Genomic DNA, 23,202 nt, shown 5'->3' on the forward strand with positions numbered 1-23,202 from the left:
GCTTGCAATATGATGTCCTTCTTAAAGTGTCGTCCTGTAAACTTCATCCTGGTTCGCTCGGTATCTAATCAGCTTAGGCAATTGGGTAACGTATTCTGTCTGAATTCACCGGAATTGCAACAGAGCCGGTATCAGGCCGCCAAAGAAGCCTTAACATCAAAGCAGCGACCGGAAGTGCTTTTGTGCATGAGTGATCGCATCGCGTTGGCAGCGTTACAGGCGGCTCGGCATCTGAATCTCAGAGTTCCGGAAGATGTGAAGATTACCGGCTTTGATGATATTCCGGAATCCCATACCCAACATCCCACCCTGACAACAGTTCACCAGCAAAGCAAAGATAAAGGTACGGTGGCTGCCGAAATCTTTTTGGGCATGCGGGAGGAAAAAAGTATCGTGATTCCCACCGAATTAATGATTCGGGAAAGTTGCCCTTAATCGTAAAGCAATCAACTTATCGCGGTACCCGATAAAGCGGGGCAGGCCCTCAGAGCCCGCTGCTACAGATTGGAGCGGTTTTTGTAGCAGCCCGCTCCGAGGGCGACTGGTTCTGGTGCCTTTACTACAGTTTTCTCACCATGCTGAACAAAGCGAGGCAGCTCCAAAAAATTCTGTTACTGGAATTTTACTTAATATTTGGGTTTGTATTTCGTTGGGTTTTTTAGCGTGGTTGGTCTATTTCCATTCGGTTATTAAAACGAAATTAAGAAAAAATTAAGACCCTTCGACGCTTGAGATAGAACGCCAATTCGGCAAAGATTAACTCAGGGTTCTTAATCGGTTAAGAAGAAAGTCGGGATGAGCTCCCCGACGGCCTCTAGCAGTCATCTTGATCACAACAGTGCCCACCTTCAAGCGCTTGAAACCATCTCTGACAAACTGCCCGATTGCAGTTTTTGAAAACAACATAATTAGTGAGAGAAAAGCATGAACATAAGAGCGAACAAACTCTACGAGCACATCAGAATCGTGACCCTGGGCGGCGTTCTCTTGCCCTTGGGTGGTTACCTGATTCCGCTGAATGCCCAGGCCCAGGGTGAACTCGACGGCAAGTCCGAAGCGGAAATGATGGCGGAGCTTGAGGAGATTCAGGTGACCGGCATTCGCGGCAGCCTGCAGAACGCAGCCAGCATCAAAGAAGACGCCGCCGGCGTGATGGACGCCATTACTTCTGAGGATCTGGGTAAATTCCCGGATACCAACATTGCCGAATCACTGCAGCGTGTACCCGGTCTGGCAATTGCACGCAGCCGTGGCGGTGAAGGCCGCTTTGTGACCATTCGCGGTTTGGGTGAAGAGTTTAATGCAGTCACCTATAACGGACGCCTGCTGGCCACCGAGAACCCCGGCCGTGAATTCAGCTTCGATAATGTGGCCTCTGAGCTGGTTTCTCGCGCGGATGTTTATAAAACCTCTCAGGCCTCCTTGGGGGATGGCAGTATCGGCGGACTGGTTGACATTATTACGGCACGCCCGCTTGATAAACCGGAGTTTCATGGCGCCTGGTCTCTGGGCGGCAGCTATGATGACCTGATTGAAGATGAAGGTGAGCGCTTCTCCGGTGTTATCAGTAACTCGTTCCTGGATGATACTGTTGGTGTGATCGCATCGGTTGCCTTTCAGCGTCGAGATTTCCGTGTCGACAGCGTCGAGAGTATCGATACCTTTACCATGGATGTCGCCACAGACGGAACCCGCTTTGGTTCCCAGCCCGGGCAGACATTGGCCCACGAAAACGCCCGCTGGACCTCACTTGCCTTCAGTTCCACCGAGGAAGAGCGTGAGCGCATCAGCGGCACCCTGGCGCTTCAGTTCCAGCCCAACGACCAGATCGACATGGTTGTGGATATGCTCTACACCCAGCTGGAAAGTCCTGGCTTTGGAGTTGTGCAAACCAACTATACCTGTGATCCGGGTTGTGCCAGCCTCAGCAATATCGAGGTGGCGGAAAACGGTGTCATCACCGCATTCGATGCAGACTACACGGCGGAATTTCTGGCCCGCGAGCAGTCGGCGGACTCCGAAACCTTTCAGATCGGTTGGAACCTGGATTGGCAGGTCAATGACAGCCTCAATCTGCAGGCGGACTTGTCTTACTCCAAGGCCGAGGCAAAGCGTGACAACATTGGCTCCGACAGCGGCAGTGGATCTTTTTACGTGGTGGGTATTCCCGCTTCTCGCGCTGAATATCGCTATCGCGGTGGAGAAGTCCCCAACTGGAATGTCTTTGTTCCCAACTATGATCCTGTGATTGCTTCAGGTGTTGGTCCCGCTGTGGTGCCTATTGCCAATGCAGACCCCCGCTTGCTCGGTGCGCACTTTACCCGCGAGTCTAACAACACCGTGGAAGACGAAGTGCTGACGTTCCATTTTGATGGCGAATGGGTATTTGATAATGAGACCTCCATTCAGTTTGGTGGGGACTACACGGACCGTAACAAAAAGAACGAACTAAGGGATAACCGCGATAACTGGTGTAACTACTTCTGTGGTTACGGCTTCTCGGTTCGCGGCCTGAATCCACAATTGTTCGATAGCGCCTTTGTTCAATCCATTCCCGTCAGTAACCTTCTGGATGGCTCCAGTCAGCAGTTGCCCCGCGACTTCCTGGCCTTCTCAACCGATGCCTTGCGTGACATTTACGCCAGCGTTAACCAGGGTGACCCGGTACTGGATGCTGAAGGTAACCCCACCGGTGCGATTCATGACTTTACAGGAAATCCCGCCTTGAGCGATGGTAGCGAGATCCTGGCACCGGTACTTAACCTCACTGGCTCCACCGACATTACCGAAAAGGTTCTCGGCGTCTACGGCCAATTGAACCTGTCGGGTGATCTTGGCGATATGCACTGGACCGGTAACATAGGCCTGCGTATTGCTCACACCAAATTGGAATCCCGTGGTCACTCCAACGAGATCACATCGATTACCGATGCCGGTGCAGGTAACCAGGTTTTTACCTTCTCCAGTGATACGCCACGCAATATCGATAACAGCTATACCGATGTGCTGCCGTCCCTGAATCTCACCCTGGAGTTGGATGATGGACTGCTGCTGCGTACGGCCTTTTCCAAGACCATTACCCGGCCAACCCTGACGGACCTGTCCACCGCCCGCGACGTAACCGGCACCAACGTGGGTACCGAGGCAATTACTGCCGGTAACCCCGAGTTGGAGCCCACCCGTGCCAATAATGTGGATCTGTCTCTGGAGTGGTATGGCGAGAACAACAACGCTGCCGTAGCCTTGTTCTACAAGGATATCAAGGGCTTTGTCGCCAACCAGGTGGGTCCCGAGTTTGTGTTTGATCGCACATTCGAAGTCACCAAGCCGGTTAACGGTGAAAACGCCGAAGTCACGGGCGTTGAGCTGGCATATACCCATTACTTTGAAAACGGTTTTGGTTTCCAGGCTAACTACACCTTTGTCGACAGTGATGCAGAGCAGGAAGGCCAGACCTCCACGCTTGAAAATGTCTCCGAAAGTTCTTACAACCTGTCCGGGTTCTATGAGAACGACAACTTCAGCGCTCGTCTCTCCTTTAACAATCGGGGCGACTACATCCGAACCACCAACGGCAAGCAGGGGCTGGCCGAGCGGGTTGACGATTACAACCAACTCGACTTTACCACCAGCTATACTTTCAATGACTTCCTGACGGTGTACTTTGAAGGGGTAAACCTGCTGGACGAAACAGAGTTTGTGCACTTTGACGCAGCCTCAAATCTGATTCGTTACTACGAAGAGCGTGGCCGTCGTTTTAACCTGGGCCTTAGAGGATCGTTCTAAGTTGCAGGTGGCAGTGTCGAACGGCACTCCTCAACTTTAACGTCAATGATTGAACTCACTGCAGCGGCGGGCTCTGAGAGCCTGCCCCGCTTTAACGGGTACCGCGACAAATACAAAAGTCAGGGTCGCCCTCGGAGCGGACTGCTACAGAGAATTGGGCAAATTGGGTTAAACTATGGAAATGCAGACCATACAATTAACGGTCTTTGTCTTCATCTCAGTCGCTATCGGCGTGGCGACGTTTCTCAAATGTCACGCGGCCAAAAAGTCTGAAGATCATTCCGTCAGCGGTGAAAACAAAGAGGTCTTTCTGGCGGGCGGTGGCCTCTCCTGGATCTTCGTTGCCGGCTCCATCACCTTAACCAACCTCAGTGCCGACCAGCTGGTAGGCATGAACGGCAACCAGATGGCGCTGTTGGTCTGGTGGGAATTTGCCGCGGTTGCCGGGCTGATTGTTTTGGCTAAGGTATTCCTGCCGGTTTACTACCGTTACCGCTGTACCACCACCACGGAACTGCTGGAAAAACGCTACCATGACCACCGCATTCGCACATTGGTCAGCGTGTTATTTTTATTTACCTGCCGGTCATGCTCTATGGCGGTTCCCTGTTTATGAAAACCATGTTTAACGTGGAGCTGCCAATTATGGTGCTGGCCGCGGGATTCGCGCTGGTGGGTGCGGCCTATGCGGTATTGGGAGGTTTGCGAGCTGTCGCCATATCGGACACCTACAGTGGCGTATTGTTGCTGGGGTTAGGGCTTCTTGTTGTCTATCTTGCGCTGGACAGCATCAGTTTCGATTTTACGGGTATTCCCGCAGAGCGCCTGACGTTGATTGGGGGCAGTGATTCCCCCATACCCTGGACTACCCTGTTTACAGGTATGATTTTTATCCAAACCTACTATTGGAGCACCAACCAGACCATCACCCAAAGGGCCATGGCCTCGCCAACATTGGAAGAAGGGCAGAAGGGGGTTTATGTAGCCGCGATTATTCGTTTGATGATCGTGCCGCCGATGATTGTGATTCCGGGTATTGTCTCTTACAAACTCTATGGCGATATCGGCGATGCCGCCTATGGTCGAATAGTCGGTGATGTATTACCTTTCTGGTTATCGGGAGCCTTTGCAGCCGCCATAGCTGCAGCGGTGCTTACCAGCTTTAACAGTGTACTCAACTCCTCAACAGCATTGTATGTATGTGTGCGATATTCACGAAAAATACATTGGTAAGGCCCCCAATGTCGCTCGCCTGAACGGCATTATCACTCTGGTATTTGTGGTGTTGGCACTGTCTTTGGTTCCGATCTACAGCGGCGCTGTCAGCATTATCAATCTGTTGCAACAACTCAATGGGCTCCTGAGTATGCCAATCTTGTCAGCGTTTATCGTGGGCTTACTGTTCAGAAACGTGGACGCACGGGCGGCAATAGCGGCGGTGGTTATCGGCGTGTCTCTGTACGGGATATTTACCTTTGTCTGGACTCCTGCTCACTATATCCACTTGATGTTTGTGACTCTGGTCGTGTGCATAGCTTCAGCGTTGTTGATTAACCGCTGGGTTTATGGCGAGCGGGAGCAATGGGAGTGGGGCATGTTGTCGGCGAAACCCGCCAGTGGGGACTGTTAGTTTGCGGAGGATGTTCACTTTTTATGGGAAGCATAGGGGGTCATAAAACTGCTTGACCCCTTGTTTATGACCCCCTATGCTTCCCATATGAGGCACTTAACCCTTCAAACCTACCGCAACGGACAATGGACGGACGCGGCCCAAATTGGCTTCTCAAATGCAGAGGAAGGCCATCGTTCACCCTCCAGGCTTGATTATGATTACGCCTATGTTGTACAGGAGTTGGGCAGTGACTGCGTTGGGGGTGCCGTGGTCAGTTGTCGATATCCAGTTGATTTCAGTTCCCACAGCAGTGACCACTGGCCCGCATTCTTGTTGGATATTCTTCCTGGCGGAGAAGGTCGACGCCGGTGGGCCGAAAGACTCAACGTTGAAACCGGACTGTCCGGCGAATTTGCTTTGCTGCAACATGCCACGGCCAATCCACCGGGAAACCTGAGAATCAAGGAAGCCGTGGATTCTCCCTTTAGGGAGGCCGGCTCACTGCCGAATGCCGAAGGGCAATTGGTCCCTCGCGCGGATCACCCTGGGTTTTCTCAGCAAGATATTGTCAGCAAACAAGAAAACTTTATCGAATATGCCTACCAGCAGGGTGCGGCAGTTGCCGGTGCTACGGATGTGCAAGGCGAGGCCCCCAAATTCTTGCTGGTCCAAGACCTTGAGGGTCGATGGCATGCTGAAGGGGCATTGTCCGATGAGCAGGTCAGCAAGCATTGGATCGTAAAATTTCCGCGGGGATCGACTGCGGCGGATAGGGAGGTTTTGATTAACGAGGCCTCCTATCTAGAGGTGGCGCGTCGCTGTAACCTCTATGTTGGTGAACCTCTGTGTCGGAAAGGCAATGCCTTGTTTATTCCACGTTTTGATCGCCTGGTACAAGGAGGGACGGTAACCCGGCAGGGAATGGAATCTCTATATTCAATTGCCGGCGTGAGTGAATTTGGTGCAGCCAAAACACATGAGTTTCTCTGCACTGAGCTGCTGAATTATCTGCCCAGACGGACTTGCTTTAAAAATATTGTTGAGTACTTGAAGCGTGATGTATTGAACGTAGCCTTGGGGAATACCGATAATCACGGTCGCAACACTGCGGTTCTTCGTAACGAAACAGGCGAGATCGCGCTTAGCCCGCTATTCGATTTCGCGCCTATGTATCTCGACCCGGAGGGGATTGCCCGGGTTACTCGCTGGGAGCCATCGCGAGAACAAGCCGGTCGCCCGATCTGGGCAAAGGTTTGTGAATTTTTCGAACCTTGGTTAGAGGCAAAATCCTTGAAAGATGAGATGCGGGCGTTTGGTGAAGAGCTAAGCCAGCTGCCTGACTACATGTCGGCGGCGGGTGTCGATGCATCTATTATTGAACGGCGCCGGACGGCCATCGAAAATAACATCCTATCATTGAGCGAGTGTTGAGATGCCCAGAGTAAAAATAGAAAAGGTCGATCCAGCGACTTTTAACACCCGTAAACATGAACTGCTGGAAAAGATTCCAATCGGCGAACTCACCATCGGGCAGGCGACGCGGGCCATGCGGCTGTTGCTCGGGATGACGCAGGAGGAATACGGCGAGAAGATCGTTGGGCTCAGCCGAAAAGTCGTCAGTGCCATTGAAAATGATCAGCATAACCCGGAGCTGGAAACACTCAAAAAGATAGGCAAACCGTTCGGGTTTTCTATTGGGTTTGTGCAGCGTTAGTTTGCAGCGCCGCTCAAACCAAATGATGACAATACAGCAAATCCTGAATAAACGTCTCCACTGCAAACGGCTGTAACACGCCGCGCTTGGTAATGGTATGAAACGCCACGCTGCCACTGCTCTGTTCGGAGAGCAGTGCGCGCATTTCTCCCCGTTCCACCCAGGTTCTGGCGAAATGCTCCGGCAGATAACCCAGGTAATGCCCGGATAACAACAGCAACGCCATAGCGTCCATGTTTTCTGCCAGGGCGTGCGCCTGGGGATTAAAATCGCGGTCTTGTTGTACGGTTTTTTGCAGCAGCCCGGTGCTGGCGAATCGATGCTTGGTCAATTCCTCCAGAGTAATGTTGCGGTTATCGTCGGCAAATAGCGGATGACCCTTCGCGCAGTATAAAACCACTCGCTCATCGAACAGTTTGTGATAGGTCAGCCCCGGCAAACGTTGGTGGAAAATACCGATGGCCAAGTTGTAACGCCCCTCAAGGGTTCTCGACTCCTGCTCGCTGGAGGCGGCTTCTTCCAACCGGAACAACACGCTGTTGCTGCGCTGATGAAAGCGATCCAGTGTTTTCGCCAACTTGAAATCCGGATTGGTGGAAACGTTATCCTGCAGGCCAATACGAATCTCGCCGCTGAGCTCGCTGCGGATATTGGCGATCTCCAGATTAAAGTTGTCCATGGAGGCGAACAGGCCTCTGGTGGCCTCGTAGACTGCGAGGCCCCTTTCGGTCACCTTAAACCCCGTACGACCCCTCTCGCACAGAATCATCCCCAGCTGTTCCTCCAGCTCCTTCATCTGCACGCTGATGGAGGCAGCGCTGATGTTCAGCTCCGCCTGAGCCGACGAAAAGCCCTGGTTCTCGACCACAGACTTAAAAATCTTCAATTGCCGCAGGGAGGCATCTAACGGGCGTATGGGCACGGTGCTGTCTCAATACGTAATAAAAGCTAAAGTAGACTTTATAAACATTTGGTTTAATAAAGTAAAGCGCATCAGTAGTCTAACTCGTGGAGTCTCCGTGAACTTATCAGCCAACACAATAACCGGCCAGAACCCATGCGGCGACTGGCGAAGAGGAAGAGATAATGACACAGAAAACCGGCAGATCATTTACCGGCCATCCACTTGCGGTGGGCCTGATGATGGCGTCTCTGGCATGGAATGCCACGGCTTTTCAACTGGAAGAGGTAGTGGTTACTGCCCAAAAGCGTGCGCAAAACCTCAACGATGTGGGTATTGCGGTGACGGCATTTACCGGCTCGGATATTACCGCGTTCGGCATGGAGCAGCCTTCAGACCTGGCCGCACAGACCCCCAGCCTGACGGTCAAAAATGCCTCGGGCAATACCGCACCGGTATTTACCGTGCGTGGGGTGGGGCTTAATGCATTTGTCTCGAATGTGAATCCCTCTGTCGCGGTATACCTGGATGAGGTTTACCAGGTCAATACCTCGATGATGAGCTTCGGCCTGTTTGATCTGGAACGAGTGGAGGTGTTGAAAGGCCCTCAGGGTACCTTGTTTGGCCGCAATACCACCGGTGGGGCGGTCAGCTTTGTCACCAATAAGCCCAGTGACGAGTTCGAAGCCTATGTGGCAGCAGGTATTGGCGACTACCAGCTGACGACTCTGGAAGGGGCCGTGGGTGGTGCGATTACCGAAACCCTCAATGGTCGCCTGTCTGCTACCAGCACTCGTCAAAAGGAAGGGTTTTTTACCAATCGCACCACCGGCAAAGACCACGGTCAGGTTGAACGACAATCCTGGCGCGCGCAGCTGGCGTGGGAGCCCACGGATTCCTTCAGTGGTTTGCTGAATGTACACGGCGGCAAAGACCGCAGCGACCAGTGGATGCTGGTGCATCGAGGTCTGAGAGACGAACAAGGCAATCCCTGTCCAACGGTAGTGGGGCCGTCCTGTTACGATGCTCTGGGCTATCGCGACAATGACGGAGATTTTTATCGGGGTGACTACAATCGCGAACCCTCCATTGATAATCAAGGGCTGGGTGCCACTCTGACCATGGAGTGGGATCTGGGGGATCTGACCTTTACGGCGGTCACCAATCACGAAGACTTTGAATATTATCGGGAAGAAGAGTTCGATGCCTCACCCAATACTCTTGTGCATACCAGTTTTGACGGGGAGGTGGAACAGTTCTCACAGGAACTCCGCGTGAGCACCGACCGCTGGGATCACGTCACCCTGATTGCAGGGCTGTTTTACAGCCAGGACACTCTGCATGAGCACGACTTTTATAACCTTAACAACAATCCCCTGTTTGCCACTTCCTACGATGTGGACTTTGAGCAGGAGACCACCACCACTGCTGCGTTTATACACACCGAGTGGCAAATCAATGATGAATACAAGCTGACGCTGGGGGCTCGGGTAACCGATGAGGAAGTCACCTTTGACGGAGGCACGGTAGATCTGTTCCCGCAAACCAGTGGCTTGGGGCAATTCGGGTTGACCGGTGGGCAGCTGAATGACAAAACCATCAGCGTCACCGAACCCACCGGAAAAATCGCGCTGGACTGGACGCCCAACAATGATTGGCTTTTTTACGCCAGTTACAGTCGCGGATTTAAATCCGGCGGTTTTAACGGCTCTTTTACTTTAAGCGTGGAAGAGGCGGGCCCCTTCGACAAAGAAACCATTGATGCCTATGAACTCGGCTTCAAGGCAACCCTGGCTGATAACCGTTTGCAGTTCAATGGTGCCTTCTACCACTACGATTATCAGGATCTGCAGATCTTTGATACTGACGTAATCACCAGCGCCTTTCTGCTGGACAACGCCGGCAACGCGGAGGTCAGGGGATTTGAACTGGAAGTCCGCTGGCTGGCAACCGAAGCCCTGGACATTCGTTTGGGCCTGGGTTTTTCTGACACGGAAATCGTGGAATACAAAACCAATCTGGGCACCGACGCTGAAGGCAATCGACTGGCCAATACTCCTGAGCTGACGGTGAACAGTGTGATCAGCTACCGCTGGCAGTTGCCGCAAAATTACTTGCTTAAAGCGGCATTGGATATGTCCTGGCAGGACGATATCTACTTCAGCATTGCCAATGATCCCAGAGCCAGCGAAGACAGTTATCTGATTACCAATGCCAGTCTTACGCTCAGCCCGGAGGATGAGCAATGGCAGGCGCGGGCCTGGGTCAAAAACCTCAATGAAGAAGAGTACTTTACCGAGCAGTTTATCGGCGGCCCGGCGGGGCTGGCCTCCGGCACTATTGGGGCTCCAAGAACCTTCGGTGTTGAACTCACTTACCACTGGAACTAACGATGAATTCGCAACAGCTAGAACAACTGCGCAAACTTGCCGAACGCCTGGACTTTCGCGATCAGCGACTGAATGACTATTACGCTGCAAAGGAGCAGGACGGCTCCAGCGTTAAACCTTTTGTGGGGCATTCCAGCCTGTTGCGGGCGCCCATCGAATCCGCGTTTGATGACATCGACATAGGGCTCATTGGTGTGCCCTTCGATCTCGGTGTGACCAATCGCCCGGGGGCCCGTTTCGGGCCTCAGCAAATTCGCCAGCTTTCGGCGATGACGGATGGGCCGATGCACCATGAAAGCAGAATTATCCCGGCTCAACTGTGCCGCTATGCTGACCTGGGTGATATCGATTTGGAGCACTGCTATCACCTGGACCAGGGAATCGAGGAAATCGAAGCCTACTACCATCGCGTGGTGAACGCAGGGGTGGTGCCGATCACGGCCGGTGGCGATCACTCCATCAGCTATCCTATTCTTAAGGCGGTGGGTGCTGAGCAGCCGGTGGCATTGATACATATTGATGCCCACGCCGATACCGGTGGCCCCTTTAACGGTTCCAAGTTTCACCACGGCGGCCCGTTTCGCAATGCGGCACTGGCCGGTGTGATCGAGCCGGAAAAGACGATACAGATCGGTATACGGGGCCGCGCAGAGCCGCACTGGGATTTTTCCTATGACAGCGGTATGCGTGTGGTGCATATCGAGGAGTTTTATCGATTGGGTGTTGAGGCAGTGATTAACGAGGTCAGAAGGATTGTGGGGGACCATCCCGTCTATCTCTCCTTTGACGTGGACGCTATTGATCCCGCCTTTACGCCGGGTACCGGAACGCCGGAAGTCGGTGGACTTAACCCAAGGGAGGTACAACAATTGATTCGCGGATGTCGTGGACTCAATCTGGTGGGGGCGGACGTTGTGGAAGTTGCGCCTCCGTTTGATCCGAGCGGCAATACAGCCCTGGTGGCGGCCACCATGATGTGGGAGATGTTGTGCGTTGTGGCAGAAGCTGTTTACCGTCGTAAGGGTTAGGGAGCAAGCCTATGACTGCCTCCAGATCGCTTCAAGCGACAGTTAAAGCGAACCAGGGTCACAACCGACTCAACATTATCGCGTTGGTGTTATTGGGTGTATTGAGTGTTGCCGTGCTTTTTGTCTCGCCGGTGCTGGTGGGTGCCATGGTTACCCAACTGGGATTTACCGAGGCACAAGCCGGTGGGGTGATCTCAGCGGAACTGTTGGGCATGTCGGTGGCCACCTTCGCCGCGATCGTCCTGGCGGCAAGATGGCCCTGGCAGCGACTGGTGGCAACTTCCTTGATACTTATGCTGATGGGCAATCTGCTGAGCTCTCAAGTCAGCCATTATGGCACCTTGCTGGTATTGCGTTTTGCCATTGGTTTGGCCGCAGGTGTGTCCATGTCCACCTGCATCGCGATGATCGCAGGCAACGCCAATCCGGACCGGGTTTATGGGCTTTGGGTTAGCGGGCAATTGATATTTGGAGCCCTTGGCCTGTATCTGTTGCCCAAGCTCCTGATTCAATTTGGGTTCGGGTTTTTCTATTTGCTGGTGGCGATTTTTATCGGCCTGTTTCTCACCATGGTTCGCCATCTGCCCGAGGGCGCACAAACGGGTGTCGATCACAGGGTTGCAGCACTCTCCTGGCGGCAGCCCGGGCAACGATTGGCACTCTTGGGCATAGTGGCAATATTCGTTTTTTATATCGGGCAATACAGCGTCTGGGTGTACCTTGAGCGTATAGGCGTTGCGGCCGGACTGCCGTCGACCACAATCGCCGAAGGTCTGTCTGTGGCCGCCTTGATCGGTATAGCCGGCGCTTTGGGGGCAGCCGTTCTGCATATTCGCTACGGTCGCCTTGGGCCGGTACTGCTGGCGCTGATAGTATCGCTAATGGCAATGGGGTGGTTATCACAGACGGGCGCTGCCGGTGTTTACGTTTTGTCTGTGTCTGCTTTCAGTTTCAGTTTCAATTTTATTCTGCCTTACCTGATGGCGGGTGTCGCCCAGGCGGACTCTTCAGGGCGCCTGATTATGTTGACCAATCTGGCCAGTGGCGGCGGTCTGGCGGTGGGGCCTCTGATCGGAGGCAATTTGTTGCAGTCAAGCGGCGTATTGTCGTTAGTGACTCTGGCAGTGGTCTTAACCCTGATCAGTATTGTAATGGCCGCTCCGGTATTGAATGCCAAGACTGAGAGGCCTGCGCATTAATCCCTCTCTCCTGATGCCGGGGCACACTGGAAACTATTGGCCCCGGCTCTTTTTCCCATTGTTCATCTATTCTGAGGATGCTGGAGCGGAAATTCAGCTGATAAACTCAGTTGCAAATAACCAAGAGGAATATCCAGGATGCCAAAGCTCCTGCTGTCGTTATTGTTTGTGACCTTTTCCAATCTGGCCTTGGCCATGGCATCGACTTCAGCGGTCAAACCACCCAATATCCTGCTGGTGGTGCTCGACGACCTGGGCTATACCGACCTTGGCAGTTACGGCAGCGAGATCGCGACCCCCAATCTCGATAAGCTCGCCATGGGGGGCACCCGTTATACCAACTTCTATACCGCACCCACCTGCTCGCCAACCCGCGCCATGCTGCTGACCGGGGCCGATAGTCATCTGGTGGGCCTGGGCAATATGCACGAAGAATTGTCCCCTAACCAAAAGGGCAAACCCGGCTATGAAGGCCATCTCAACACCCGCGCCGCCAACCTTGCCGAGGTACTCAAGCGGTCCGGTTACAACACTTACATGACCGGCAAATGGCACCTGGGTTTAAAGGAAGAACACAGCCCCAAGGCCAGAGGCTTTGAAAAATCCTACGCCCTGCTGCAGGGGGGGGCAGGCCACTTTGACGACCTGGGGTTGTTTGGGGGGCCGGCCAAGTACCGCGAAGACGGCAAATCGGTCACACTGCCCGAGGATTTCTATTCCACCCGCTTCTTTACCGAAAAAATGATGAACTATATCGAAGCGGACCGCGCCCAAGACAAACCCTTTTTCGCCTACCTGGCCTATACCGCCGTGCACTGGCCCATTCAGGCACCAAAGGCTTCCATCGACAAATACCGGGGTCGCTATGATAAGGGCTATGACCAGCTTCTGACTGACCGTATCCATGGTGCGATTGCCAAGGGCGTTCTGCCCGAGGGCAGCGAACCTGTGCCGGGCGCACCGGAGAGCCGCCCCTGGTCACAACTGACCGCGCAGGAGCGTAAGGTCGAAGCCCGCAAGATGGAGATCTACTCGGCCATGATGGACGATGTCGATATCTACATGGGCAAGCTGGTGGACTACCTCAAATCCATCGGCGAATACGACAATACCATCATCTTTTTTATGAGTGATAACGGTGCGGAAGGCCATGATCTGGACCACGGTCTCACGGAAGTCAAACCCTGGGTCGAGGAGTGCTGTAATAACAGTTATGACAATATGGGCAAGGCGGACTCCTACCTGCTGGTAGGTGCCAACTGGGCCCGTGCCAGCGCCGGAGCGGTCAAACACTACAAGGGGTTTACCACCGAAGGCGGTATCAAGGCTCCAGCGTTTCTGGCTTATCCGGGCCTAAAGGCAAAGTCCAAGGTGGATTCACGCTTTATTCAAGCGATTGACGTGATGCCGACGTTGCTGGAGCTGGCCGGTATTCCCGTGCCGGGCCCCCGTTTTGCCGGCAGAGAGGTACTGCCGATGACGGGCCAATCGTTCCTGTCCGAATCATCGAGTCAGACCATAGACGCCGGCTGGGAGTTGATGGGGAAGCGTGGTTACCGCTACGGCGACTGGAAGCTTGTGCATCTGCCCAAACCTTACGGCAACGGCAAATGGCAGCTGTATAACCTCGCCCAGGACCCCGGTGAGCAAACCGATCTCGCCGCCTCCAACCCCAGTATTCTGAGCGACATGATTGGCCGTTGGCAGGCCTATGCCGATAAAAACGGTGTGATTTTGCCCGATTGGGTCAGTGGCTACTAGAATCTGTAACGCATTCTTGTCTGTTCTGGTGTTCTTCGTCGAGGTTTAACCGGGACTTCTCCTTTATCCCCGCTTATGAACAGTTCATAAGCGGGGATTTTTTTATGTGTTTCGGTGAAATTTCATCAATAAAAATAACATGTTAACTACTTTCATCAGTTTAGATGATACCCACTCAGGGGTAGTCAGGGTACCTTGAGTCAGGCTTGAGGAAACCAATAATTCCACAAGCTAGGGTAGGGCGGTTATTCCAGTGGCCGGACCTGCCAGACCGTTCATTTCAGGAGAGAGAAATGTCTAAAGAGAATAAGACTGTACTTAGCCGTGCCATTCGCGGCGTGATCGCTGCGTCACTGTTTACTCCCTTATTGCCATTGCAGGCAAACGTGCTCGAGGAGGTAGTGGTAACCGCTCAGAAGCGTGAGCAGAGCATGCAGGATGTGGGTATTTCCGTATCCGCATTTTCCGGCGATCAAATGAAAGCCTTAGGTGTGACCAATACTGTAGAAATTACTCAGCAAGTCCCCGGTTTGCAGGTGAATAGCTGGTCCCCGACCCTGACTACCTTCAATCTGCGGGGTATTTCCCAGAACAACTTCACCGATAATCTGGAAGCGCCGGTCGCAGTCTATAGTGACGACGTCTACGTTGCCAGTATGAACGCCATCAGCGGCCAGCTGTTTGACGTTGAGCGTGTGGAAGTCTTGCGTGGCCCCCAGGGCACCCTGTTTGGCCGTAACGCCACCGGTGGTCTGATTCACTATGTGAGCCGCGATGCTTCCGAAGAGGAGCTCAATGGTTATATCGAAGGTTCCTACTCTGACTTTAACAAGCGTACGGTGGAAGGTGCCGTGGGTGGTTCGCTGAGCGAAACCGCGCGTTTCCGTTTGTCCGCCCGTTGGGAAAAGGCGGACGGCTATATCGAGTCTCAGGATGGCCCCAGCCCTCTGTACGAATTGACTGAGGGCGCGATCGGTAACCCCGGCAAGGCAGCACGTGATCTGCAGGGGGCTGACGGCTACGCGCTGCGCGCAGCGTTCCAGTTTGACCTCAGTCCGGTGGCGCAATTGGATCTGACCTTCAAATATACTGAAGACACCGATGTGGCCACCGGTGGTTATATTTTCCTGGACACCGGCGGTGATCCGGATACTGGTTTGGGTACCGACATTATCGGTGGTTCGCCCCTGACCGGTGAATCCGACGAGCACTACAACAACACTGAGGGTTACTTTGACCGCGAGGTGTTCAGTGGTACCGCCAAACTCACCTGGGAGCTGGAGAACGGCATCGAGTTTGTCTCCATCACCAACTACACCAAGATGGAAAAGGATTACCTGGAAGACGGCGATGGCCTGGGTATTCCCGCCATTGATTTCCAGAATACCGTAGACCCTTTCACTCAGTGGTCTCAGGAGATCCGCTTCTCCGGCTCCGGTGACAATTCCCGTTGGCAGGTGGGCGCCTATTACCTGGACATGGATCTGGACCTGCTGCAAACCGTTTCCGGCGAACTGTTCTTTGGATCCGCCACGGCCAGCCGCGAGGTCTCCGTGGATCTGGAGGCCACCAACTGGTCCATCTTCGGTCAGTACGAGTACGATCTGACCGAAGACCTGACGGTGATTGCCGGTTATCGCTGGTCTCAGGACGACAAGGAAATCGACTTCACCAACGACTTTAAAGACCCGGCAGATCCCGGTCGCGTAGAGCCAGAGTTGTTCGATTTCAAACAGGCCCTGATTGACGACGGTCTGGGCGCGGACATGGCGGAGATCGATTACGGTGATTATGCTCTGCGTCTGCAGTTGGATTATCGCCTCAACGAAGACACGCTGGTGTTTGCTTCCTATAACCGTGGTATCAAGGGCGGCAACTGGTCACCCAACCAGAACGTCTATGCCGGTCAGCTGGAGCTGGCGAATATTCGTCACGACGAAGAAACGCTGCATTCTTACGAGCTTGGTATCAAAACCGAGTTTGGCGATGGTCTGGCCCGCTTTAATGCAACGGCTTTCTACTACGACTACGAGGATTATCAATCCTTCTCGTTTACCGGATTTACGCCTTCTGTCGCCAACAAAGATGCCACCGCTCAAGGGGCGGAGTTTGAGCTGTTCCTGACGCCCGGCGACTCCTGGGACTTTATCTTTGGTCTGTCGGTGATGGATTCGGACGTCGAGGATGTGGACACGGCAATTGATGGTGTGACCATCGATGCCGAGTTGCCCAGCGCACCGGGTTACAGCTTTAACTTCCTGGGCCGCAAAGCCTGGGATTTATCCGTCGGTGAGTTGGCGCTGCAGGTGGATGGTGTGGCCTACGATGAACAGTATCTCGAAGGTCACAATTCTGCAGCGTCTACCGAGGATTCCTATTCAGTCTGGAACTCGAGTCTGACGTTTACCACCGAGAACTGGCGTCTCAGCGGTTGGGTCAAGAACCTGACGGACGAGGAGTATCGGGTTTACAATCTGGACTTCGGTTCCGGTGGTTCCACCGCGATGTACGCACCGCCTCGCTGGTACGGCGTGACGGCTGAATACAGCTTCTGATCTGATAGTAAAGCGGTAGGGCGGGTTAGGCGAAGGCGTAACCCGCCAACATTTGCCGACGACGGCAGCAGATACTTTCAAAGAAACTGCCACAAGGTATCAAACGAAATCTTCATCGCCAGGGCAATACTCTCAGACTCGATAACCACTGCCGTCGGGTATTGCTCAGACGTCAATGAAATCATGGCGCACTTGGGCGGGTATATGGCCACATAACTCGCTCCTGCCTGGCTGTCATCTGCGCTTATCCATTTTCTTTCCGCCAGTGGTGCTTCTTCACCACCTTCGCCAATGGCAATCACCCGAACACCAATTCCCCGTTGCACCCGTTGGCGGGTATACGTTGGGAAAGGGCGGTACAGATGTTTTCGAATCAGCCGCGATGAATAGACGCAGTAGGTTTTCTGTTCCGAGGCTCCGACGGTATTCAAAATATCTTTGAGGACATGTTCAATGCCGTCATCCCCTTCGTAATAGCGTACGTGGGTGGCATCTTTGTCGGTGCGGATCATGCGCAGATCCGGCACGATATCCTGCTTCAGGTGTTCTACCGCGGTGGACATCTGTTGCTGCTGATCCGTTGCCAGCCGAATCAATTGCTCCGGGGGCTCGGCGCAAAAGAAGCGACGCTTGCCTTTGGGGTGATAGCTCACCAAGCCCTTTTTTTGCAAACCTTTTAGCAGCTCGTAGGTGGTTCCGCGATTAATTCCCGCCGCTTCGGCAATATCTCGAATGGAGGCCGGGCCCAGTTTGGTCAGGGCAAGAAAGAGGTCAGTCTCCCGGCTCTCAAGCCCGAAGCGTTGTAAGGTTTGATGGATGGTCATTGCCTATTTGTCAATTATTTGGTGACAAGTTCTATTGTGACAGATAAATACCTTTATATACAGTTTACAGGGTAACCAAAATGTCAAACTGGGGATGACAAATGTGTGGAATAGTTGCCTGTTGGGGTGCCAGTAATGCGACCAAGCGAGTTGTACAAGGGTTAAAGCGACTGGAGTACCGGGGATATGATTCTTGGGGGGTTGCCGTACCCATGGAGGCACAGATCGGCGTGTATAAGAATCTGGGACCCGTTTCTGAGGTCGACGATGAGAGCTTGTTGCCCACGGCCCAGGACGCCCTCGGTCATACACGCTGGGCCACACATGGGGCTGTCGACCTGAGCAACTGTCATCCCCATGTGGCCCGAGACGGTTCATTCGCTTTGGTACACAATGGCATCATTGAAAATTACCAGGCCTTAAAATCAAAACTGGAAGCGCAGGGAGTGAACTTTCGAACAGACACCGATACGGAAGTCGTACTCAGGCTGATTGAGCGTATTTATGATTCCGGCGACTCCGGCTCAGAGGCTTTCGAAGAGTCTGTGCGAATGGCTTTTTTAGCGTTGCAAGGGCGCAATACGCTGGCGGTCTACCATGTTCTCAACCGGCGGCTTGTGGCGATAAAAAACGGTTCTCCACTGGTGGTTGGGTGTCCATTGGAGAGCGGCGCAGACGCGCCTGACTACATGCTGGCATCAGACCCCCTTGCTTTTGCGGACCATGCAGACCAGATATTGGCTCTTCAGAATGGCGAATTAATCAGCTGTGGGGGTGGCCAGCCGTTGTCTCTGCGGGACGTCGCAAGCGGAGGCATTAAACCTCTGTCCTGGGAGCCCTTTAAACCGATAGATTCACCCGTCGACAAGGGTGATTACCCGCACCATATGCTCAAGGAAATTGGCGAGCAGTGGCGCACGATTGCCAGAGCTGCTCGAATTCCCGAGCAACAATTGAAACGCCTGGCGCAGCGTCTGGAGAGTACAGATTGTGTGTATTTGACGGGAGCCGGGGGCGCTTTCTTTACGGCGGAGCAGATTGCCTTTTTGCTGCGGTCGCAAGCGAATATCAAAGCCGCTGCCGTTCCCGCTTACGAATTTTCCAGTTACCTGCCGCTGATGACCCCTGATGATCTGGTGATCGCGGTAAGCCAAAGTGGGGAAACCGCAGACACCTTGGAGGCGGTGGAAGCCTGTCAGGCGAAGCATATTTTCTGCGTCGCCCTGGTCAATGCCGAGGCAACAAGTCTCGCCCGTTTGAGCGATATGACGCTAACCAACCGGTCTGGTCCGGAGATCTGTGTACTATCGACCAAGAGCGCAACGGCCCAAATTACCTTTGGATATGTCTTGTCCAGATACCTGGTCGATGGCGCAGATGCCAGTCGTCAGATCGATCGCTTGTGTCAGGAACTCTGCAAGGCCCTGGAGTCCTCCTACATCAATACACTGCGGAGTGTCGCCACCAGTCTGAAAGCAGCCCGTCAACTGTTTATTCTGGGGCGGGATTGTTTCTACAACACAGCCCGTATTGCGGCACTGAATATCAAGGAGGCGAGTTATGTTCACGCCGAGGCCTTCTCCGGTGGAGAGCTAAAACACGGTGTGATCGCGTTGATTGAGCCGGGTACGCCGGTTTTATTGTATGTTGATGATTGCGATGCTGAATCAGTTGCAGCGGCCGCGGAGCTGAAAGCCAGAGGCGCCAGAATTCTCGCTGTCGGATACCGGAATAACGAGCTATTTGATGAGTTTATTCCTTTCCCCACCGGGTCCAGAGAGATGGAGAAAACCATAGCAAGTCTGATACCGGGTCAATTGTTGGCGTACTTTCTGGCCGTAGGCAGGGGGCATAATCCAGATCGCCCGCGCAATTTGGCAAAAAGTGTCACCGTCAAATAGTCTACTGGCGAAACTGAATCATGCGATGAGAGTATCTGTGCAATTAATAGGCAGGTTTCTTCAGGCCCTGGCAACACGTGGGCCTGAACACTTGTCCGGAGTTAATCCAAGGTGTTATCCACAGGATCTGTGGGTAACTCGATACCCAGCGTTGTTGTTTACCTTTCGGCCGTGTGGGTGGATCGCACCAGTGGCCTGGCGCGATCCAGAAACTGCCTTCACCGATCAAACCGATCCAACGTCATCACCTTGACCCAGGCGTCGACAAAGTCATTAACAAACTTTTGCCCGGCATCGCGGGAGGCATACACCTCCGCCACAGCGCGCAATTCAGAGTTGGAGCCGAAAATCAGATCTACCGGTGTCGCTGTGTATTTCACCTTGCCGGTGGTACGGTCCTTCCCTTGGTATAGGCCCTTGGAGGCCTTGGACCATTTGTTTGACATATCCAGCAAGTTGACAAAAAAGTCGTTACTCAGGGTACCCGGCTTGTCCGTAAACACACCATGGCTGCTGCCGCCTGCATTGGCACCCAGAGCACGCATACCGCCGATCAGTACGGTCATTTCCGGAACCGTAAGGGTCAGCAGATCCGCTTTTTCCACCAGCATCTCGGTGGGTGAGCCATAGGCGCCCTGAGCGTAGTAATTACGAAATGCATCGGCTCTGGGTTCCAGTCTGGAAAATGACTTCACGTCGGTCATCTCCTGAATGGCATCGCCCCGGCCGGAAGAGAAGGGCACCTTCACTTTGTAGCCGGCAGCTTTTGCCGCTTTTTCGATAGCGGCGGCGCCACCCAATACGATCAGATCAGCCAGGGAGACGTCCTTGCGACTCTTCTTTTGAATCTCGCGGAGGCTATCCAGTACCTTTGCCAACTCGGCGGGGTCATTCGCCGCCCAGTTATTTTGTGGCACCAGCTGGATGCGTGCGCCGTTAGCGCCGCCACGCATATCCGAACCGCGATAGGTCGATGCTGAGGCCCAGGCAGTACGCACCAACTCCGACACAGTTAAACCCGATTTCAAAATGGCTTTTTTCAGTTTCTCTGCATCCCTGTCGCTGATGACGTTGCCTTTGGGGACCGGGTCCTGCCAGATATAGGTCTCTTCGGGTACCTCGGTGGCCACATAGCGGGCGCGCGGGCCAAGGTCTCGATGGGTCAGCTTAAACCAGGCGCGGGCGAAAGCTTCGTCGAAGGCTTTGGGATTCTTCCAGAACTTCTCCGCAACCTGGCGAAAGCCGGGATCTTCTTTCAGCGCGATATCGGTGGTAAACATTACCGGCGGATTGCGTTTGCCTTGCACATGCGCATCCGGCACCAACTGATGCAGGGATTTATCCGCCGGGCGCCATTGGTGGGCACCGGCGGGACTCTGGTGTTGCTCCCACTCCATACGGAAAAGATTGTCGAGATAAAGAATGGACCAAGCGGTGGGTGTCTGTGTCCAGGCGCCCTCCAGGCCGCTGGTGGTGGTATCCTCAGAGTGACCTTTGCCGCACTTGTTGTTCCAGCCCAGCCCCTGGTTTTCAATGGGAGCCGCGCCGGGTTCCACGCCTATGCACTTTGCTTTGCGGGCACCGTGAGCTTTGCCGAGAGTGTGTCCGCCGGCTACCAGAGCGACAATCTCTTCATCGTTCATGGCCATACGGCCAAAGGACTCTCGCATATCCGCAGCCGCGGCCAGCGGGTCCATATTGCCATTGGGGCCTTCGGGATTTACATAGATCAAACCCATCTGCACGGCCGCCAGAGGCTTTTCCAGCTCACCGTCTTTATAGCGATCTTCATTACCCAGCCAGCGGGTTTCCTTACCCCAGTAGACTTCGTCGGCCTCCCAGTCATCGGCGCGACCGCCGGCAAATCCCAGCGTCTCAAACCCCATGGATTCAAGTGCAACATTACCGGCAAGGATCATCAGGTCCGCCCAAGACACCGCGCGCCCATACTTTTGCTTTACCGGCCACAGCAGGCGGCGGGCTTTATCGAGGCTGACGTTGTCGGGCCAGCTGTTCAGCGGGTCAAAACGCTGTTGCCCGCCATCGGCACCACCGCGACCATCGTGCACACGGTAGGTGCCGGCGCTGTGCCACGCCATGCGAATCATCAGGCCGCCATAGTGACCCCAGTCAGCGGGCCACCAATCCTGGGAGTCCGTCAGGGTTTTCTCGATATCGGACTTCAACTGGTCATAGTCCACCTTGGCGAATTCAGCCGCGTAGTCGAAGTCGGCCCCGTACGGATTGGAACGGGTGTCGTGGGCGCGCAGGGCATCCAGATCCAACTGTTGCGGCCACCAGAACTTATTGGTGGGAGCGGTTTTTGCCGGCATTCCAATGGGCGTTGCAAGGGCAGAACCGGTGGTAAGAACAGTGGTAAATACAGCAGCCGTAATCGCTGAGGCGATATTGGACTTTTTAAACATGGCGGAGTCCTCTCTTGAGTCTTATTTATCTTGTTCAGCTTAAGGCCTCAAAAACAAGATCAACAATTCAAAAAATCGAACGTTACCTTTACCTTTTCTGAATCAATCTATGTTGCCAGTGCAGATCTGAATAACGCCATCAAAAGCTCAATGCTCTTAACGTCAACAAAGTTCGGGCGAGTGACAAAAGCCACTCGGCGATGGGGGCCCGGTTCATCGAGATGCACCGCCTGAATCGGTATATCCACACCGAGCAACTGATCCAACGCCATTTGCGGCACCAGCGTACTACCCATCTTGCCGGCCACCATCTGGATCAAGGTGGTTAAACTGGTGGAGTTAAAAGTGATGGATGAGGACTGGTCCGACAGTTGGCACGCGGAAAGCGTGTGGTCTTTTAAGCAGTGGCCGTCTTTCAGCAGCATCAATTTGCGTTGCTGAATTTCATCGTTACTGATCTGTTGCCGCCTTCCCAAGGGATCATCGATATCCGTCACCCAGTAGAAATCCTCATGCCAGAATTCAAATGTCAGCAGGCCGTCACAGTCAAAGGGTAATGCCAGGATGGCGGTATCCAGCTCACCCTTTCTGACCATATCCACTAATACATGAGACTGCTCCTCCACCAGCGTCAGCTCCAGCTTGGGGTATTCACGGTTAAGCGAGGGCAAGACTCTTGGCAGCAGATAGGGGCCAATGGTGGGAATAACGCCAATGCTCAGCGGGTAGGATAGGGGCTCCTTATTGGCATTGGCCATCTGGTAGAGGTCATCGATATCCAACCGGATCTTAAGTGCTTTCTCTAAAAGCTTCTTTCCCAGAGGCGTGACGAGCACCTTCTTGTTGTCGCGTTCAAAGATCTGAAACCCCAGCTGTTTCTCCAGCTCAGACAACGCTGTACTGAGGGCGGATTGTGATACCGCACAAGCCTCGGCGGCTTTCTTAAAGTGCAGGGTTTTCTCTACGGCGAGGGCGTAGGTGAGTTGTTTTAAGGAGATCATAGAGTCGGCCGTCATTGGACTGGTTGGCAAGGGGTAAGCCGGATGATAAATAGCTTAGATCCATTGATGGGTGTTATCCAATTGATGTGAGCTATCGTAGCTAT

General features: G+C 53.7%; 15 protein-coding genes and 1 pseudogene. 12 read left to right on the forward strand and 4 right to left on the reverse strand.

The window, feature by feature from the left end; genetic code table 11:
- The 6 genes and pseudogenes from HBA55_RS14310 to HBA55_RS14330 all read left to right on the forward strand — a co-directional run.
- On the forward strand, positions 1–435 hold a 435-nt coding region (locus HBA55_RS14310; RefSeq protein ID WP_166992531.1), incomplete at its 5' end, for a substrate-binding domain-containing protein.
- A 489-nt stretch (positions 436–924) separates the two neighbouring features.
- Positions 925–3,786, forward strand: a complete 2,862-nt coding sequence (locus HBA55_RS14315) for a TonB-dependent receptor (RefSeq protein ID WP_166992538.1) — start codon at positions 925–927, stop codon at positions 3,784–3,786.
- A gap of 181 nt (positions 3,787–3,967) precedes the next feature.
- Positions 3,968–5,019 (forward strand): annotated as a pseudogene (locus HBA55_RS14320) (sodium:solute symporter family transporter).
- The gene (locus HBA55_RS37440) at positions 4,982–5,416 is read left to right on the forward strand and encodes an SLC5/6 family protein (RefSeq protein ID WP_240946093.1); all 435 of its coding nucleotides are present in this window, start codon (positions 4,982–4,984) and stop codon (positions 5,414–5,416) included. Before HBA55_RS14320 ends, HBA55_RS37440 begins: the two are co-directional and overlap by 38 nt.
- Before the next feature lie 87 nt (positions 5,417–5,503).
- Positions 5,504–6,829: a type II toxin-antitoxin system HipA family toxin gene (locus HBA55_RS14325; protein ID WP_166992544.1), complete on the forward strand. Its 1,326-nt coding sequence runs from the start codon at positions 5,504–5,506 to the stop codon at positions 6,827–6,829.
- Between the two features lies 1 nt (position 6,830).
- Positions 6,831–7,112, forward strand: coding sequence for a helix-turn-helix transcriptional regulator (locus HBA55_RS14330; RefSeq protein ID WP_166992551.1), 282 nt, complete (start codon positions 6,831–6,833; stop codon positions 7,110–7,112).
- A 13-nt stretch (positions 7,113–7,125) separates the two neighbouring features.
- On the opposite strand, the gene HBA55_RS14335 is transcribed toward HBA55_RS14330, so the two are convergent.
- Positions 7,126–8,034, reverse strand: coding sequence for a LysR substrate-binding domain-containing protein (locus HBA55_RS14335; RefSeq protein WP_166992556.1), 909 nt, complete (start codon positions 8,032–8,034; stop codon positions 7,126–7,128).
- Positions 8,035–8,198: 164 nt separating this feature from the next.
- Between HBA55_RS14335 and HBA55_RS14340 the strand changes: the two genes are divergently transcribed.
- From HBA55_RS14340 to HBA55_RS14360, 5 genes are all read left to right on the forward strand, one after another.
- A complete protein-coding gene (locus HBA55_RS14340) occupies positions 8,199–10,403 on the forward strand; it encodes a TonB-dependent receptor (protein WP_166992561.1) in 2,205 nt (734 codons plus the stop codon).
- 2 nt (positions 10,404–10,405) lie between these two features.
- The gene (gene speB / locus HBA55_RS14345; protein ID WP_166992567.1) at positions 10,406–11,431 is read left to right on the forward strand and encodes an agmatinase; all 1,026 of its coding nucleotides are present in this window, start codon (positions 10,406–10,408) and stop codon (positions 11,429–11,431) included.
- Between the two features lie 11 nt (positions 11,432–11,442).
- Positions 11,443–12,630 (forward strand): MFS transporter, encoded by a 1,188-nt coding sequence (locus HBA55_RS14350; RefSeq protein ID WP_166992574.1) that lies wholly within the window; start codon positions 11,443–11,445, stop codon positions 12,628–12,630.
- A 138-nt stretch (positions 12,631–12,768) separates the two neighbouring features.
- On the forward strand, positions 12,769–14,391 hold the full coding sequence (locus tag HBA55_RS14355) for an arylsulfatase (RefSeq protein WP_166992579.1): 1,623 nt from the start codon (positions 12,769–12,771) through the stop codon (positions 14,389–14,391).
- A 293-nt stretch (positions 14,392–14,684) separates the two neighbouring features.
- A complete protein-coding gene (locus HBA55_RS14360) occupies positions 14,685–16,946 on the forward strand; it encodes a TonB-dependent receptor (RefSeq protein WP_166992583.1) in 2,262 nt (753 codons plus the stop codon).
- A 77-nt stretch (positions 16,947–17,023) separates the two neighbouring features.
- Here HBA55_RS14360 and HBA55_RS14365 read toward each other — a convergent pair whose 3' ends face one another.
- Positions 17,024–17,770, reverse strand: a complete 747-nt coding sequence (locus tag HBA55_RS14365; protein ID WP_166992586.1) for a TrmB family transcriptional regulator — start codon at positions 17,768–17,770, stop codon at positions 17,024–17,026.
- A 101-nt stretch (positions 17,771–17,871) separates the two neighbouring features.
- On the opposite strand from HBA55_RS14365, the gene glmS reads away from it, so the two are divergent.
- A complete protein-coding gene (gene glmS / locus HBA55_RS14370; RefSeq protein WP_166992589.1) occupies positions 17,872–19,671 on the forward strand; it encodes a glutamine--fructose-6-phosphate transaminase (isomerizing) in 1,800 nt (599 codons plus the stop codon).
- A gap of 218 nt (positions 19,672–19,889) precedes the next feature.
- Here the strand turns inward: glmS and katG are convergent, their stop codons facing one another.
- Both katG and HBA55_RS14380 read right to left on the reverse strand, forming a co-directional pair.
- Positions 19,890–22,097: a catalase/peroxidase HPI gene (katG, locus tag HBA55_RS14375; protein WP_166992592.1), complete on the reverse strand. Its 2,208-nt coding sequence runs from the start codon at positions 22,095–22,097 to the stop codon at positions 19,890–19,892.
- Between the two features lie 107 nt (positions 22,098–22,204).
- Positions 22,205–23,098, reverse strand: coding sequence for a hydrogen peroxide-inducible genes activator (locus HBA55_RS14380; protein WP_166992595.1), 894 nt, complete (start codon positions 23,096–23,098; stop codon positions 22,205–22,207).
- Positions 23,099–23,202: the final 104 nt, after the last annotated feature.

The organism is Pseudomaricurvus alkylphenolicus (assembly GCF_011683955.1).
Taxonomy (GTDB): Bacteria; Pseudomonadota; Gammaproteobacteria; order Pseudomonadales; family Cellvibrionaceae; genus Pseudomaricurvus; species Pseudomaricurvus alkylphenolicus.

What these genes read in the sequence shown, in the direction of transcription:
- HBA55_RS14355 (WP_166992579.1), top strand. Translation starts at nt 12,769, where the DNA reads ATGCCAAAGCTCCTGCTGTCGTTATTGTTTGTGACCTTTTCCAATCTG.
- HBA55_RS14325 (WP_166992544.1), top strand. Translation starts at nt 5,504, where the DNA reads ATGAGGCACTTAACCCTTCAAACCTACCGCAACGGACAATGGACGGAC.
- HBA55_RS14340 (WP_166992561.1), top strand. Translation starts at nt 8,199, where the DNA reads ATGACACAGAAAACCGGCAGATCATTTACCGGCCATCCACTTGCGGTG.
- HBA55_RS14350 (WP_166992574.1), top strand. Translation starts at nt 11,443, where the DNA reads ATGACTGCCTCCAGATCGCTTCAAGCGACAGTTAAAGCGAACCAGGGT.
- HBA55_RS14360 (WP_166992583.1), top strand. Translation starts at nt 14,685, where the DNA reads ATGTCTAAAGAGAATAAGACTGTACTTAGCCGTGCCATTCGCGGCGTG.
- katG (WP_166992592.1), bottom strand. Translation starts at nt 22,097, where the DNA reads ATGTTTAAAAAGTCCAATATCGCCTCAGCGATTACGGCTGCTGTATTT.
- HBA55_RS14315 (WP_166992538.1), top strand. Translation starts at nt 925, where the DNA reads ATGAACATAAGAGCGAACAAACTCTACGAGCACATCAGAATCGTGACC.
- HBA55_RS14330 (WP_166992551.1), top strand. Translation starts at nt 6,831, where the DNA reads ATGCCCAGAGTAAAAATAGAAAAGGTCGATCCAGCGACTTTTAACACC.
- speB (WP_166992567.1), top strand. Translation starts at nt 10,406, where the DNA reads ATGAATTCGCAACAGCTAGAACAACTGCGCAAACTTGCCGAACGCCTG.
- HBA55_RS37440 (WP_240946093.1), top strand. Translation starts at nt 4,982, where the DNA reads ATGTATGTGTGCGATATTCACGAAAAATACATTGGTAAGGCCCCCAAT.
- HBA55_RS14365 (WP_166992586.1), bottom strand. Translation starts at nt 17,770, where the DNA reads ATGACCATCCATCAAACCTTACAACGCTTCGGGCTTGAGAGCCGGGAG.
- HBA55_RS14380 (WP_166992595.1), bottom strand. Translation starts at nt 23,098, where the DNA reads ATGATCTCCTTAAAACAACTCACCTACGCCCTCGCCGTAGAGAAAACC.
- glmS (WP_166992589.1), top strand. Translation starts at nt 17,872, where the DNA reads ATGTGTGGAATAGTTGCCTGTTGGGGTGCCAGTAATGCGACCAAGCGA.